Origin of the sequence: Janthinobacterium sp. SUN176, from assembly GCF_030587335.1 — a bacterium.
In the GTDB taxonomy this organism is placed as follows: domain Bacteria; phylum Pseudomonadota; class Gammaproteobacteria; order Burkholderiales; family Burkholderiaceae_D; genus Janthinobacterium; species Janthinobacterium kumbetense.
Genome location: NZ_JAPWIA010000001.1, coordinates 2700585 through 2715364, shown reverse-complemented (window position 1 = coordinate 2715364; position 14780 = coordinate 2700585). Strand labels below are relative to the sequence as shown.

The following is a 14780-nucleotide window of genomic DNA, read 5'->3' as shown; positions in this document are numbered from 1 at the left end:
GCGGGCATTTTGTCATTTGAATTCCGGATTTATGTCGAGAAGTACAGTATTCTCTACCGATATCATGTTTTAAAAGTAAAGTAGCAAAGGTGGCAACAAGTAAAGGCAGCATTTTTACGCCGCCTGTGGTGAGGTGAACGACAGCCCCTGAAAATCTGTCGGCAATTAGAAAAGGGATACCCCATGTTTAACAAAGTTACGAAAACCTTCCAGTACGGTCAACATCAAGTGACCCTGGAAACCGGCGAAATCGCACGTCAGGCATCCGGCGCAGTGCTGGTGTCGATCGAAGATACCGTCGTTCTGGCAACGGTGGTGGCACGCAAAGATGCCAAGCCAGGCCAGGATTTCTTCCCTTTGACGGTTGATTATGTCGAGAAAACCTATGCTGCCGGTAAAATCCCGGGCGGTTTTTTCAAGCGCGAAGGCCGTCCTTCCGAAAAAGAAACACTGACATCCCGTTTGATCGACCGTCCTATCCGTCCGCTGTTCCCGGAAGGTTACCTGAATGAAGTGCAAGTCATCATTCACGTGTTGTCGGTCAACCCTGAAATCGATCCGGACATCGCCGCCATGATCGGCGCCTCGGCTGCCCTGTGCGTATCGGGCGTGCCTTTCAACGGTCCTATCGGCGCCGCGCGCGTCGGTTACGCCAATGGCCAGTACATCCTGAACCCGACCGTCCAGCAACTGAAAACGTCGGAAATGGACCTGGTGGTCGCCGGTACCGAAACGGCCGTGCTGATGGTCGAATCGGAAGCGAAACAACTGTCCGAAGAAATCATGCTGGGCGCCGTGGTCTTCGGCCACGACCAGATGAAAGTCGTCATCGACGCGATTCACGACCTGGTGCGTGACGGCGGCAAGCCGGAAGTGGAATGGGCGCCTGCGCCGAAAAACGAAGCACTGATCGCCCGCGTCGCGCATTTCGCCAACGCCAAGATCAATGACGCGTATCAAACCAAGGACAAGCAAGAGCGTACGGCCAAGCTGAAAGCAGCGACGTCGGAAGTGATCGCCGACCTGTCGGCCGAAGCGGCTGCCGCCGGCGGCGCATCGATCGACAGCGCTGAAGTCAACAACATCCTGTTCGACATCGAAGCGAAAATCGTGCGTACGCAAATCCTGGACGGCGAGCCACGCATCGACGGCCGCGACACGCGCACCGTGCGTCCGATCTCGATCCGCACCAGCGTGCTGCCACGCACCCACGGTTCGGCCCTGTTCACGCGCGGCGAAACGCAAGCGCTGGTCGTCGCTACCCTGGGCACCGCCCGCGACAGCCAGAAGATCGACGCGCTGATGGGCGAGTTCACCGATTCGTTCATGCTGCATTACAACATGCCTCCGTTCGCCACCGGCGAAACGGGCCGTGTCGGTACGCCAAAACGCCGCGAAATCGGCCACGGCCGCCTGGCCAAGCGCGCGCTGATCGCCGCCCTGCCAGCAGCTGAAGAGTTCAGCTACTCGGTGCGCCTGGTATCGGAAATCACGGAATCGAACGGTTCCTCGTCGATGGCATCGGTGTGCGGCGGCTGCCTGGCACTGATGGACGCCGGCGTGCCGATGAAGGAACACGTGGCCGGTATCGCCATGGGCCTGATCAAGGAAGGCGGCAAGTTCGCCGTGCTGTCCGACATCCTGGGCGACGAAGATCACCTGGGCGACATGGACTTCAAGGTAGCCGGTACCCGCAACGGTATCACGGCGCTGCAGATGGACATCAAGATCATGGGCATCACCAAGGAAATCATGCAAGTGGCACTGGCGCAAGCCAAGGAAGGCCGCGAGCACATCCTGGGCGAAATGCAAAAAGCCATGCCGCACGTCAAAACCGAACTGTCCGATTTCGCACCGCGTCTGATCACGATCAAGATCAACCCGGAAAAAATCCGTGACGTGATCGGCAAGGGCGGTGCCGTGATTCGCGCGCTGACCGAAGAGACGGGCACCCAGATCGACATCAGCGACGAAGGCGTGGTCACCATCGCTTCCGTCGACGCTGCTGCCGGCCAGGAAGCCAAGCGCCGCATCGAAGAACTGACCGCTTCCGTCGAAGTGGGCAAGACCTACGAAGGCACCGTGCTGAAACTGCTGGACTTCGGCGCCATCGTGCAAGTCATGCCAGGCAAGGACGGCTTGCTGCACATCTCGCAGATCGCCAACGAGCGCGTCAACGCCGTGGCCGATTACCTGAAAGAAGGCCAGCTGGTGCGCGTCAAAGTGCTGGAAACGGACGACCGCGGCCGTTTGAAACTGTCGATGAAAGCTGCCGAAGGCAACGAAGCGCCAGCCGCTTGATGTCCTTCAGGTTCGCCTGAGTGCGGCTTCGGCCGCATGCTCAAAAACCGCCGGCGCGCAAGCCCTGGCGGTTTTTTTATGCGCCGCGTTTGCGCTGTATCGAAGGCGTGTGCCGGCTTGCCCGCCTGTCTGCACCGGCCTTGATCCAGCGCGTATCGGCCGCCGCTGCTCTCTGTAGATTCGGCATGGGATCTTCCCCTGAACGAGTCTTCCAAGGAGATGCAGCATGCGCACATACTGCGGGCTGGCCGCCGCCTTTCTGCTTGCCTTCGCGCCCGGTGTCCGGGCGCAGCTGGACAGCGCACCGACGCCGGTGCCGTTGCCCATCCCTATCGCCGCCGCGTCCGCGGCCATGCCGGCGCAAGACCTCGACGCCTTGCGCGCCGTGCATGCGCGCGAAATCAATGACCTCAGCACCTTCAGGACGGCGGGCTTGCAGCGCGAAGCCATCGATCCCTACCTGGACAGCGCGCCGGGCCAGCAATTCCTGCGCGAACTGCGCGCCGCCGATCCTGCCGCCCCGGCCGAGACGATTTACGCGCGCGCGGTCGAGCAGCTCGCCTCCGGCAGCACCTTGCCCGATGTGCAAGCCATGTCGGCCGCGCTGGTGAAGATCGTGCCGCATGGCCAGAATGTGTCGCCGTACTCGCCGTATTTCACCACCAGCGCGCAATTGCAGCTGGCTTCGGGCCAGTGCGCCAGCCTGGCCGACTGTTTCGGCTTGCCCTTGAAGAGCGAGGCGCCGCTGTATGATGTGTATCAGGTCATGCCCAAGGGTACCGTCAGCGTGTTCGTCAGCCAGGTGGCGCCGACGGAAGAGCTGGGCGGGCTGGTGCGGCGCAAGGGCGGGGCGCAGCAGTATCTGCTGCCCAACCGCAGCCTGTGGTCGGCCCCCGTGCTGATCGGCACGATCAAGAATTGAGGAGAGATGATGGATCAACCGCGCCTGCAAGCCCATGCCGCCGAACTGGAACAGTTGCTGACGCGCCTGGCGCCCGCCGATGGAGAAGTGGCCGACCTGCGCAGCGCGCTGGAGCCGCTGCTGGCCCTGGCGGGCAGCGGCGCCTTGACGACGCCCCTGCCGTGGGGCGATATCCCCGGCGGGCGTTATTTCACGGAAGGCGGCTTGCGCCGTTACCCCGAGCTGGAGCAGGCATTCGCCCGTTTCCGCATCGAGGCGACGGGCGGCGAATCGCCGGCCCTGCGCAAGCTGCGCGGCGAGATCTGATTAATATATGGTATCAATTGTTGTTTATGGGTAATTGACTGTCAGTATTGCTTGACGACAAAATCTTATTCCCTGACCATGGCGCATCCCTCCCGATTTTCTCTTTTTTATTGGATGCACCATGTTGTCCTCCCTTAAGGCGCGGCTGATCGCCATCGCCGTTTCCATCGTCGTGCTGGCCATGCTGGCCGTCGCCATCGCCAACTTTTTCACTACCCGCTCCAGCACCCTGGCCGCGCTCGACACGCAGATGCTGCAGTTGTCGCACAGCCATGCCGCGGCCATCGCCGAATGGCTGCGCTCCAAGCAAGCCGTCGTGGGCTCGCTCAAGCAGGGCGCCACGGCGGCCGATCCGCTGCCGGCCCTGAAGGCGGCCGAGCAGGCCGGCACCTTTGACATGGCGTATATCGGCTTTGCCGACAAGCACGCCGTCTTTTCGCAGGAGCGCAAGCGCGCCGCCGACTACGATCCCACGGCGCGGCCCTGGTACAAGCTGGCGTCCGAAGTGGGCGGCCCCATCATCACGGCGCCCTACATCGGGGCCAGCACGGGCAAGCTTGTGGTGACGTTTGCCGAGCCGCTGGGCGGCAAGGGCAGCGTGACGGGCGTGATGGCGGCCGACGTGATGATGGATGCGGTGGTGCAAAACGTCGCCTCGATCAAGCCGACGGCGTCCAGCTATGCCTTCCTCGTCGATGGCGGCGGCAAGATCATCGCCCACCCGGACGGCAAGCTGACCCTGAAGCCGCTGGCCGAGCTGGACCCGGGCCTCAGTGCGCAGGCGCTGGCCGACATCGAAAAGAGCGGTGACGGCGCCGCCATCCGCCTGGGCGAACGCAATGGCATCTTGCATGTGAGTAAGGTGCCGGGCAGCGACTGGCTGCTGGCGACCGTGCTTGACCGTGCAGAAGCGACGCAAGCCTTGAGCTCCATGCTGCGCGCCTCGGCCTTGACGGCCTTGCTGGTGCTGGCCCTGGCCGCCACGGTCTTGAGCGTGCTGGTGGCGCGCGCCTTGCGCCGCCTGGGCCTGGTGCGCGACGCGATGGAAGCGATCGCCACGGGCGACGGCGACCTGACCAGCCGCCTCGACGCGGAAGGCACGGACGAGCTGGCGCAGATCGCCAAGGCGTTCAACTTGTTCGTCGAAAAGATCGCTACCGTGCTGGTGCAGATCCGCAGCATCAGCACCCTGGTGCGCAGCGAGTCGGCCGATATTGCTGCAGGCAATGCCGACCTGTCTTCGCGCACGGAAGCGCAGGCGGGCGCGCTGGAAGAAACGGCCAGTTCGATGGATGAGCTGACGTCGACCGTCAAGCAGAATGCGGAAAACGCGCATGCGGCCAATGAGCTGGCCGTGTCCGCCTCGGAAGTGGCGGCCAAGGGCGGCCGCGTGGTGCAGCAAGTAGTCGGCACCATGGCCGGCATCCAGGAAAGCTCGCGCAAGATCGTCGACATCATCGGCGTGATCGACGGCATCGCCTTCCAGACGAATATCCTGGCCCTGAACGCTGCCGTCGAGGCGGCGCGCGCTGGCGAGCAGGGCAGGGGCTTTGCCGTGGTGGCGTCCGAAGTGCGCAACCTGGCGCAGCGGTCTGCCGGTGCGGCGAAGGAAATCAAGGAATTGATCGGCGATTCGGTGGAAAAAGTCGATGCGGGTGGCCGCCTCGTCGATGAGGCGGGCCAGACCATGGACCAGGTGGTGGCGTCGGTGCAGCAATTGACGACCATCATGAGCGAGATCACGGTGGCCAGCCGCGAACAGAGCGCCGGCATCGGCGAGATCAATACGGCCGTCACGCACATGGATACCATGACGCAGCAAAACGCGGCCCTCGTCGAACAAGCCGCCGCTGCCGCGGAAAGCCTGCAGGAGCAGGCCGTGGACCTGGCGCAAGCCGTCGGCATGTTCCGCCTCGGTGATGCGGGCCCTGCCGCCGCGCCCGCGCCCGTGACCCGCCTCAAGGTGAAGCCGGCCGTTCGTGCTCCCGCGCCGCGCGCGCCAGCCCGCGCACTGTCGCCGGCCAAGCCCGTCAAGGCGGCCAAGTCCGGCGCCGACGAGTGGGAAGAGTTTTAAGCGTACAGCAATCGCGACGCTTATTTGGCACGTTCATCCGCGTTTTTGTCAGGCCAGCCTGCCAAAAGCGCAGTTCGTCGCAATCGGCGTGTCTGCCGGGAGCGGTATGGCTATAGTGACACCATACCGCAAGCCCACTGCCAGACACCCGAGGAGATTCAAATGAACGTCGCTAAAAACATGGAAGTCATCGCCGTTGCCGCCGCCATCCTGCTCGGCGCCAGCTGCTACGTCATCGCCCCGGCCGCCCCGGCCCTGCAAGTGGCCAGTTCCACGGCCACCCTGGCCGCGCCAGCGAACAAGGCGGCCATGCAAGTGGTGGTGGTCAAGGCCAAGCGCCTGACCGCCTTGGAAAAAGCCCGTTTTGCATAATTGATTGTCAGCAATTTTTGCTGCTGCTACAGTGGCAGCCAGCGGCGATGCGCGCGAGTCCCACGAGGGCGCCGCGACACATAAAAACAAGATACCGAGGATGCACTACATGAAAAAGACACTGCAATTGGCGCTGCTGTTCCTGGCGACTCTGGGCCTGGTGCGCGGCGCGGCCGCCGAGACCCGCTTGCTGGAAATGCGCAACATCGACGCCCGCGTGGTGCGCGTCAAGCTCGATGGCGTGATGGAGGTGCGCATTCGCCAGGGCAACGTGCCTTCGCTGAGCATCACGGCCGACAAGCGCTACATCGCCGACGTCAGCACGGCGCAAAGCGGCGATACCCTGCACATCGAAACGGAAGTGCGCGGCTTCAAGATCGGCCCTTCATCGATCCGCGCCGACCTGGTCCTGCCGAATTTGCGCGAGCTGAGCTCGGAAGGCTTCGGCAGCACGGACATCACGGGTTTCAAGGGCGAGGAACTGACCCTGTCGCTGGAAGGGGCGGGCAGCATCAAGCTGGTGGGCGACTACCGCAAGCTCAATGCCAGCCTGGGCGGCGTGGGCAGCATGCAGATATGGATCGGTAACAATGAGCGGGCCGAGCTGGACTTGCAGGGTGCGGGCTCTGTCGTGCTGGGCGGACGCGGACGACTCTTGAAAGCCAGCCTGGGCGGTCTGGGCAGCCTGAATGCGCAGCAATTCGAAGCGGACGCCGTGAACCTGGAATTGAGCGGCCTCGGCAACGCCACGGTGAATGCCCATACGAATGCCAAGCTGAACTTGAGCGGGCTCGGTTCGGTGGTGGTGTACGGCAAGCCGGTCAACCGCGATGTCAGCGTCGAGGGCCTGGGCAAAGTTAGCTGGAAGTAAAAGCATCCTGTCGCAGGCCGTATTGGCAGGACAAGAATAAGTAGTCAGACCACATCCCATTCCGATGAAAAAACTGATCATTACATTACTCATGCTGTTGACGATACAGCTACCCGCGCGGGCTGGCTTCGCCGAAGGCGCCAGTGCCTACAACAACAAGAATTACGCCTTGGCCTACAAGGAAATATTGCCCCTTGCCAAGACCGGCAGCGCCGATGCCCAGCACTTGCTGGGCTTGATGTATTACATGGGGCGGGGCTTGCCGCAGGATTACAAGCAAGCCATGTTCTGGCACCGCAAGGCGGCCGAGCAGGGCAAGGCCGACGCCCAGTATGTGGTGGGTGCCATGTATTACACGGGCAACGCCGTGCTGCAGGATCATAAGCAGGCCGTGGGCTGGTTCCGCAAGGCGGCCGAGCAGAACCATGCCGAGGCGCAGCAGGTGCTGGGCCTGATGTACCGCTACCACATGGGCGGCGTGCAGCAGGATAACGTCATCGCCTACATGCTGTGGAATCTGGCGGCCGCGAACGGCAACGCGAATGCGGCCGACCAGCGCGCCGCCGTGGTGCGCAAGATGACGCATGAGCAAGTCGAAGAGGGGCAAGCCCTGTCGGCGAAATGGAAGCCGGGCACGCCCTTGCCGCGCCAGTCGAAAACGGGCGCCGGTTAAGACGGGGCGGTGGTCTGCAGGGGAGGGCGGCTTGGCGTACAATCGCCGTTTTCCCTTGAGAGAGTCCCGCCATGCGTGCAGTTGCCATCAGCCAGCCAGGTCCCGCCGACGTTTTGCAGATCGCGGAACGTCCCATGCCGCAATATAAGGCGGGCGAACTGCTGATCAAGGTGCACGCGGCCGGCATCAACCGTCCCGACGTGCTGCAGCGCCTGGGCAAGTATGCGCCGCCCGCCGGCGCATCCGACTTGCCGGGCCTGGAAGTGGCGGGCGAAATCGTCGATGGCGACTTTACTAACACCGGATTCAGGAAGGGCGACCTCGTCTGCGCGCTGGTGCAGGGCGGCGGCTATGCCGAATACTGCGCCGCCCCAAGCGGCCAGTGCCTGCCCTTGCCGCAAGGCTTGACGGCGCTGGAAGGCGCGTCCCTGCCGGAAAACTTCTTTACCGTATGGAGCAATGTCTTCGACCGCTGCGCGCTGGCCGATGGCGAAACGTTACTGGTGCAGGGCGGCACGTCCGGCATCGGCGTGACGGCCATCCAGCTGGCGGCTGCACTGGGGCATCGCGTGTTCGCCACGGCGGGCAGCGACGAGAAGGCGCGCGCCTGCGAGGCGCTGGGCGCCGAACGGGGCATCAATTACCGCACGGAAGATTTTGTCGCCGTCGTCAAGGATTTGACCGGTGGCAAAGGCGTCGACGTCATCCTTGACATGGTGGGCGGCGACTACCTGCCGCGCGAAATCGATTGCCTGGCCGACGATGGCCGCATCGGCCTGATCGCCGTGCAGGGCGGCACCAAGGCGGAACTGGACCTGGGTAGCTTGCTGCGCCGCCGCCTGACGGTGACGGGTTCCACCCTGCGTCCCCGTTCCGTCGCCTTCAAGGCGGCCATCGCCAGCCATTTGCGCGCGACCGTCTGGCCGCTGATCGAGGCGGGCAAGATCAAGCCCGTGATCTATCAAACTTTCCCGTTGGAAAAAGCCAACGAGGCGCATGCCTTGATGGAGGCGAGCACGCACGTGGGCAAGATCATGTTGCAAGTTGCCTGAAACGGGGCACTGCCTGTTTGACCGGCATCGGTGCCGGAGTTAGAATGACGGGTTATTAGAATTTAGGCTACTATGCGTCGCAAACTCGTCGTCGGAAATTGGAAAATGAACGGCAGTCGCACCTCGAACGCGGTGTTATTGTCTGAAATAGTTGCTGGCCTGGCTGCCTCTGGCGCCGCCAGCGCCGTCTGTGTGCCTGCGCCGTATCTGGCGCAGTGCCAGGCGCAATTGGCAGGCACGGCTCTGGGCTGGGGCGCGCAGGATGTGTCCGCGCACGCCAGCGGCGCCTACACGGGAGAAATCTCGGCCGCCATGCTGCAGGATTTCGGCTGCGGCTATGTGGTGATCGGGCATTCCGAGCGCCGCGCCTACCATGGCGAGAGCGATGCGCAGGTGGCGGCCAAGACGGTTGCGGCGCTGGCGGCGGGCATCACGCCTATCGTCTGCATCGGCGAAACCCTGGCGCAGCGCGAAGCGGGTCAGACCAATGCCGTGGTGGCGCAGCAACTGGGCGCCGTGCTGGCGGCCATTGGTGGCGACGACGTGGCGAAACTGGTGCTGGCCTATGAGCCAGTCTGGGCCATCGGCACGGGCAAGACCGCCACGCCGCAAATGGCGCAGGACGTGCATCAGGTATTGCGCGCCCAGCTGGTGGCAAAGAATGCGGTAGCGGCCGCCGGCGTGCAAATTCTGTACGGCGGCAGCATGAAGCCGGAGAACGCAAAAGAATTGATGGCGATGCCGGATATCGATGGCGGTCTGATCGGTGGAGCAGCATTGAAGGCGGCGGATTTCCTGGCGATTATTCACGCCGCTGATTGAATTACTTTAAACTAAGAATGGAATTGCAATGAACATGATGTTCAATCTGGTAGTGGTAGTACAGGTTATTTCGGCATTGTCGATTATCGCGCTGGTGTTGTTGCAGCACGGTAAGGGCGCCGACATGGGCGCCGCCTTCGGTTCGGGCGCCTCGGGCAGCCTGTTCGGTGCGACGGGTTCGTCGAACTTCATGTCGAAATCGACGGGCGTTGCCGCCGCGATCTTCTTCGGCGCCACCCTGGCCCTGTCGCTGATGGCCAATCAGCGCGCCACCACGGTCGGCGGCGGCGTGATGGATAAAGTCGTCAAGCCAGTGCCGGTCACCGGCGCGGGCGCGATCCCGACGACGGTGCCAGCAGCAGCTCCGGCTGCCAGCGCTCCGGCAGCAGCGGCTCCGGTTGCCAGCACCCCGGCCGGCGCGATTCCGAAGTAATTCTGTATCAGCTCGATACCTCATCGAGAGTAATTCTCATTACGGGCAGATTATTGCTCAATGTTTTAGCAGTGCGGCAGGAAAAAATCGTGGCGCGCTGGAAGATGTAAAAATTTATCGTTTTTATCTGTGTTTTGATGCATTTGTGCATTAACTTTAGCGGCAAAGCAGAGTAGAATACGGGCCTTACCGCCGACGTGGTGAAATTGGTAGACACGCTATCTTGAGGGGGTAGTGGCGAAAGCTGTACGAGTTCGAGTCTCGTCGTCGGCACCAGAAATCAGAAGCCAGCAACGGCGCACGAGCCATGGCTCGTACAAAGTTGCTGGCTTTTTTTACGAGGATGTGTCGTTCGATCCTGGTCTTAGCTTTGATTGGGGTCGTGCGTTAGATACGCTGCAAATGATCGCAGCGTCCTCATTTAACCGATCGTTCAATATAAGCTCATCAATCGTGAACCTCGAAAATTACTTCCCCGTCCTGCTGTTCATTATTATCGGCCTTGGTGTCGGTATCGCTCCCCAGCTCCTGGGGCGCCTGTTAGGCCCTAACAAGCCCGACGCAGCAAAACTCTCCCCGTACGAATGTGGCTTTGAAGCATTCGAAGACGCGCGCATGAAATTTGATGTGCGCTACTATCTGGTCGCAATCCTGTTTATTTTGTTCGATCTGGAAACGGCATTCTTTTTCCCATGGGGCGTTGCAATGCGCGACCTGGGCTGGGCCGGTTTCGTCACGATGATGGTGTTCATCGCTGAATTCGTGGTCGGATTTTGGTACATTTGGAAGAAAGGTGCCCTTGACTGGGAATAAGCCATGGCTATTGAAGGCGTATTAAGCGAAGGTTTCATCACCACCTCGGCCGACAAGCTGATCAACTGGGCGCGCACCGGGTCTATGTTCCCGATGACGTTCGGTCTGGCCTGCTGTGCGGTCGAAATGATGCATGTGGGCGCAGCCCGCTACGATATGGACCGTTTCGGCGTCGTGTTTCGTCCGTCGCCGCGTCAGTCCGACGTCATGATCGTTGCCGGCACCCTGTGCAACAAGATGGCGCCGGCCCTGCGCAAGGTCTACGACCAGATGGCAGAGCCACGCTGGGTCATCTCGATGGGTTCCTGCGCCAATGGCGGCGGGTACTACCATTACTCCTATTCCGTGGTGCGCGGTTGCGACCGCATCGTGCCCGTCGACGTGTATGTGCCTGGCTGTCCTCCGACCGCTGAAGCCTTGCTGTACGGCATCATGCAGTTGCAGAACAAGATCAAGCGTACCAGCACGATCGCACGCTAACGGGGCCGCTTCAGATTATGACAACACATTTAGAAGTATTGCAAAACGCCCTCGGCACTGCCCTGGGCGATCGCGTTAGCACGACGGTTGCGCTGGGCGAAGTCACCCTGGTCGTCAAGGCCGAGGACTACCTGGCCGTGATGCTGACCCTGCGCGACGATCCGGCCCTGCATTTCGAGCAATTGCTCGACCTGTGCGGCGTCGACTACTCGACCTATGGCGACGGTAGCTGGGATGGCCTGCGTTTCGCGGCCGTTTCGCACTTGCTGTCGGTCAAGCACAACTGGCGCGTGCGCGTGCGCGTGTTCGCGCCGGACGACGACATGCCGCTGCTGCCCTCCGTGGTCGGCATCTGGCGTGCCGTCAACTGGTACGAGCGCGAAGCATTCGACCTGCTGGGCATCCTCTTCGAAGGCCACAACGACTTGCGCCGCCTGCTGACCGACTACGGTTTCATCGGCCATCCGTTCCGCAAGGATTTCCCCGTCTCCGGCTATGTCGAGATGCGCTACGATCCGGAACAAAAGCGCGTGATTTACCAGCCCGTGACGATCGAGCCGCGGGAAAACGTGCCGCGCGTGATCCGCGAAGAACATTACGGGATGAAATAATGGCTGAGATTAAGAACTACACCCTGAACTTTGGGCCGCAGCATCCGGCCGCGCACGGTGTGCTGCGCCTGGTGCTGGAGATGGATGGCGAAGTCATCCAGCGCGCCGACCCGCATATCGGCCTGCTGCACCGCGCCACCGAAAAGCTGGCTGAACAGAAGACCTACCTGCAATCCGTGCCGTACATGGACCGTCTCGACTATGTCTCGATGATGTGCAATGAACATGCGTACGTGATGGCCATCGAAAAGATGCTGGGCCTGGAAGTGCCGCTGCGCGCGCAATACATCCGCGTCATGTTCGACGAGATGACGCGTATCCTGAACCACCTGATGTGGCTCGGCACCCACGCGCTGGACGTCGGCGCCATGGGCCCGTTCCTGTATTGCTTCCGCGACCGCGAAGACTTGTTCGACGCCTACGAGGCAGTCTCGGGCGCGCGCATGCACGCGGCCTACTACCGTCCGGGCGGCGTGTACCGCGACTTGCCGGATGCGATGCCGCAGCACAAGGCATCGATCATCCGCAACGCCAAGGCCATCGGCAAGCTGAACGAAAACCGCCAGGGTTCCCTGCTGGACTTCATCGAAGACTTCGCGCGCCGTTTCCCGAACTCCGTGGACGAGTACGAAACCTTGCTGACCGACAACCGTATCTGGAAACAGCGTACCGTCGGCATCGGCGTGGTCTCGCCGGAAGATGCGCTGGCCATGGGCTTCACGGGCGCCATGCTGCGCGGCTCGGGCGTGCAGTGGGACTTGCGCAAGAAACAGCCGTACGAAGTGTACGACTTGATGGATTTCGATATTCCTATCGGCACCAACGGCGATTGCTACGACCGCTATCTGGTCCGCGTGGAAGAGCTGCGCCAGTCGAACCGCATCATCAAGCAATGCGTGGAGTGGCTGCGCAACAATGAAGGTCCTGTCATGACCAGCAACCGCAAGGTGGCGCCTCCGGGCCGCGTCGACATGAAGACCAACATGGAATCGCTGATTCACCACTTCAAGCTGTTCACGGAAGGTTTCCACGTGCCGCCAGGCGAGGCCTACAGCGCCGTGGAACATCCGAAGGGCGAGTTCGGCGTGTACCTGGTGTCCGACGGCGCCAACAAGCCGTACCGCATGAAACTGCGCGCGCCAGACTACGCCCACTTGCAGTCGCTCGACGAGATGGCGCGTGGGCACATGCTTGCCGACGCCGTGACCATCATCGGGACGCAAGATATCGTGTTCGGCAGTATTGACCGCTAAGAGGCAAAAAGTATGTTGTTATCAGAGCAATGCTATAAGAAAATTGACCGCGAGCTGGCCAAGTACCCGGCCGACCAGCGTCAGTCGGCCGTCATGGCCGCGCTGGCCCATGCCCAGGATGAACTGGGCTGGCTGGCGCCGGAAACCATGAAGGAACTGGCCGATTACATCGGCATGCCGGCGATTGCCGTGCAGGAAGTGGCCACGTTCTACAATATGTACAACGTGAAACCCGTGGGCAAGCACAAGATCACCGTGTGCACCAACCTGCCATGCGCCCTGTCGGGCGGCGTGCGCGCTGCAGACTACCTGAAGCAGAAACTGGGTATCGATTTCCGCGAAACCACCGCAGACGGCCAGTTCACCCTGGTTGAAGGCGAGTGCATGGGTGCTTGCGGCGATGCGCCTGTCTTGCTAGTCAGTAATAAAACCATGTGCAGCTGGATGTCGAACGAGAAAATCGACGCCATGCTGGAGGAACTCAAGAAATGACGTCACTCCACAACCGCCATATCGATCCATTGATCCTGAAGGATCTGGATGGCAAGAACTGGCATTTGCAAGATTATGTGAACCGCGGCGGCTATAGCGCCCTGCGGCGTATCCTGGAAGAGAAAATCACGCCGGAACAGATCATCGCCGACCTCAAGGCTTCGTCCTTGCGCGGCCGTGGCGGCGCGGGTTTTCCTACCGGCTTGAAGTGGAGCTTCATGCCGCGCCAGTTCCCGGGTCAAAAATACCTCGTCTGCAATACAGATGAAGGCGAACCGGGCACTTTCAAGGACCGTGACATCATTCGTTACAATCCCCATGCGCTGATCGAAGGCATGGCCATTGGCGCTTATGCGATGGGTATCACCGTCGGTTATAACTATATCCACGGTGAAATCTTCCAGGAATACCTGCGTTTCGAAGAAGCGCTGGAAGAGGCGCGCGCCGCCGGCTTCCTGGGCGACAAGATCATGGGCAGCGAGTTCTCGTTCCAGTTGCATGCGCACCATGGTTATGGCGCCTACATCTGCGGCGAAGAAACGGCCCTGCTGGAGTCGCTGGAAGGCAAGAAAGGCCAGCCGCGCTTCAAGCCGCCTTTCCCTGCCTCGTTTGGCCTGTACGGCAAGCCGACGACGATCAACAACACGGAAACCTTCGCGGCCGTGCCTTTCGTGCTGAACATTGGTCCAGAGAAATACCTGGCGATGGGCAAGCCGAACAACGGCGGTTCGAAGATCTTCTCGATCTCAGGCGACGTGGAAAAACCGGGCAACTACGAAGTGCCGCTCGGCACCCCGTTTGCGACCCTGCTGGAACTGGCAGGCGGCATGCGCGGTGGCAAAAAGATCAAGGCCGTGATCCCTGGCGGCTCGTCCGCTCCGGTGATCCGCGGCGACATCATGATGCAGACCGACCTGGACTACGACTCGATCGCGAAAGCCGGTTCGATGTTGGGTTCGGGCGCCGTCATCGTGATGGACGAAACACGCTGCATGGTAAAGGCGCTGGAACGCCTGTCCTACTTCTACTTTGAAGAATCGTGCGGCCAGTGTACGCCTTGCCGTGAAGGCACAGGCTGGATGTACCGCATGGTGCACCGCATCGAGCAGGGGCAGGGTCGTCCAGACGACCTAGACATGCTCAACTCGATCGCCGACAACATCCAGGGCCGCACCATTTGCGCGCTGGGCGATGCGGCTGCCATGCCGGTACGGGCCTTCATTAAGAATTTCCGTGAAGAATTTGAATATCATATCGAGCACAAGCATTGCTTAGTGCCCGCATATATCTAAGCTGCGTCAGGTA

General features: G+C 61.3%; 16 protein-coding genes and 1 tRNA gene. All 17 read left to right on the top strand.

The features are described from left to right. The first annotated feature begins 183 nt into the window (after nt 1–183). The 17 genes from pnp (at nt 184) to nuoF (ending at nt 14767) form a co-directional block, all read left to right on the top strand. Nucleotides 184–2301 carry a polyribonucleotide nucleotidyltransferase gene (pnp, locus tag O3299_RS12265; protein WP_010399742.1) on the top strand — a complete coding sequence of 706 codons (2118 nt, stop codon included), beginning with the start codon at nt 184–186 and terminating at the stop codon, nt 2299–2301. Nucleotides 2302–2527: 226 nt separating this feature from the next. Further along, nucleotides 2528–3223 (top strand): hypothetical protein, encoded by a 696-nt coding sequence (locus tag O3299_RS12260; RefSeq protein ID WP_305062413.1) that lies wholly within the window; start codon nt 2528–2530, stop codon nt 3221–3223. 9 nt (nt 3224–3232) lie between these two features. Next, on the top strand, nt 3233–3529 hold the full coding sequence (locus O3299_RS12255; protein ID WP_251351421.1) for a hypothetical protein: 297 nt from the start codon (nt 3233–3235) through the stop codon (nt 3527–3529). Nucleotides 3530–3650: 121 nt separating this feature from the next. Continuing rightward, a complete protein-coding gene (locus tag O3299_RS12250; protein ID WP_305062412.1) occupies nt 3651–5603 on the top strand; it encodes a methyl-accepting chemotaxis protein in 1953 nt (650 codons plus the stop codon). A 162-nt stretch (nt 5604–5765) separates the two neighbouring features. Further along, on the top strand, nt 5766–5975 hold the full coding sequence (locus O3299_RS12245) for a hypothetical protein (protein ID WP_305062411.1): 210 nt from the start codon (nt 5766–5768) through the stop codon (nt 5973–5975). 109 nt (nt 5976–6084) lie between these two features. Beyond that, complete coding sequence (locus O3299_RS12240) at nt 6085–6846, top strand: GIN domain-containing protein (RefSeq protein WP_099388387.1); 762 nt, start codon at nt 6085–6087, stop codon at nt 6844–6846. A gap of 64 nt (nt 6847–6910) precedes the next feature. After that, nucleotides 6911–7519, top strand: coding sequence for a tetratricopeptide repeat protein (locus O3299_RS12235; protein ID WP_289898460.1), 609 nt, complete (start codon nt 6911–6913; stop codon nt 7517–7519). A 71-nt stretch (nt 7520–7590) separates the two neighbouring features. Next, complete coding sequence (locus tag O3299_RS12230; RefSeq protein ID WP_305062410.1) at nt 7591–8571, top strand: NAD(P)H-quinone oxidoreductase; 981 nt, start codon at nt 7591–7593, stop codon at nt 8569–8571. A gap of 72 nt (nt 8572–8643) precedes the next feature. Next, nucleotides 8644–9393: a triose-phosphate isomerase gene (tpiA, locus tag O3299_RS12225; protein WP_305062409.1), complete on the top strand. Its 750-nt coding sequence runs from the start codon at nt 8644–8646 to the stop codon at nt 9391–9393. A 28-nt stretch (nt 9394–9421) separates the two neighbouring features. Further along, nucleotides 9422–9826: a preprotein translocase subunit SecG gene (secG, locus tag O3299_RS12220; RefSeq protein ID WP_034749996.1), complete on the top strand. Its 405-nt coding sequence runs from the start codon at nt 9422–9424 to the stop codon at nt 9824–9826. A 191-nt stretch (nt 9827–10017) separates the two neighbouring features. Next, nucleotides 10018–10102, top strand: a tRNA-Leu gene (locus O3299_RS12215). A gap of 177 nt (nt 10103–10279) precedes the next feature. Further along, on the top strand, nt 10280–10639 hold the full coding sequence (locus tag O3299_RS12210; protein WP_010399734.1) for an NADH-quinone oxidoreductase subunit A: 360 nt from the start codon (nt 10280–10282) through the stop codon (nt 10637–10639). Nucleotides 10640–10642: 3 nt separating this feature from the next. Then, nucleotides 10643–11119 (top strand): NADH-quinone oxidoreductase subunit B family protein, encoded by a 477-nt coding sequence (locus O3299_RS12205; RefSeq protein ID WP_010399733.1) that lies wholly within the window; start codon nt 10643–10645, stop codon nt 11117–11119. Between the two features lie 17 nt (nt 11120–11136). Next, nucleotides 11137–11730, top strand: a complete 594-nt coding sequence (locus O3299_RS12200) for an NADH-quinone oxidoreductase subunit C (protein ID WP_289898458.1) — start codon at nt 11137–11139, stop codon at nt 11728–11730. After that, on the top strand, nt 11730–12983 hold the full coding sequence (locus tag O3299_RS12195) for an NADH-quinone oxidoreductase subunit D (RefSeq protein ID WP_034749992.1): 1254 nt from the start codon (nt 11730–11732) through the stop codon (nt 12981–12983). Before O3299_RS12200 ends, O3299_RS12195 begins: the two co-directional genes overlap by 1 nt. Nucleotides 12984–12995: 12 nt before the next feature. Beyond that, nucleotides 12996–13475, top strand: a complete 480-nt coding sequence (nuoE, locus tag O3299_RS12190) for an NADH-quinone oxidoreductase subunit NuoE (protein ID WP_034749989.1) — start codon at nt 12996–12998, stop codon at nt 13473–13475. Next, nucleotides 13472–14767, top strand: a complete 1296-nt coding sequence (gene nuoF, locus O3299_RS12185; RefSeq protein ID WP_010399729.1) for an NADH-quinone oxidoreductase subunit NuoF — start codon at nt 13472–13474, stop codon at nt 14765–14767. Before nuoE ends, nuoF begins: the two co-directional genes overlap by 4 nt. The last annotated feature ends 13 nt before the right edge of the window (nt 14768–14780 follow it).